This window comes from Pseudomonas sp. MWU12-3103b (assembly GCF_023100615.1).
GTDB lineage: Bacteria > Pseudomonadota > Gammaproteobacteria > Pseudomonadales > Pseudomonadaceae > Aquipseudomonas > Aquipseudomonas putida_A.
The window spans coordinates 1-303 of the sequence record NZ_JALMEY010000054.1; the positions used below are offsets into that span (position 1 = coordinate 1).

General features: G+C 57.8%; 1 protein-coding gene. It reads right to left on the bottom strand.

The features are described from left to right. Positions 1 to 303: contractile injection system protein, VgrG/Pvc8 family (locus M0808_RS28440; protein WP_247843196.1), on the bottom strand; the 303-nt coding region annotated here is incomplete at both ends.

Sequence of the window (303 nt, forward strand, 5' to 3'; positions counted from 1 at the left end):
ATGGAAGTGAATGCCTTCCTCTTCGCACAGACGCTGGATGAAATGCAGGTCGGACTCGTCGTACTGCACGCAGTAATCGCGCTGCGGGTACTCGGCGTTGAGCTGGAAGCTGTACGCGTCGGCGAGGATGCCGCGATCTTCAAGGACCTGGGCGATGATTTTCGGCACCGTGAGGTTCTGGAAAATCTGCTGGTCATGGTTGTGCCGCAGATAGGCCAGTTGCGGCATCAGGCTGATGCTGTAGCGGGTCAGGGTCTTGCCGGAATCGCCTTGCTCGATGCGGTACACCAGGCCATGAATCTT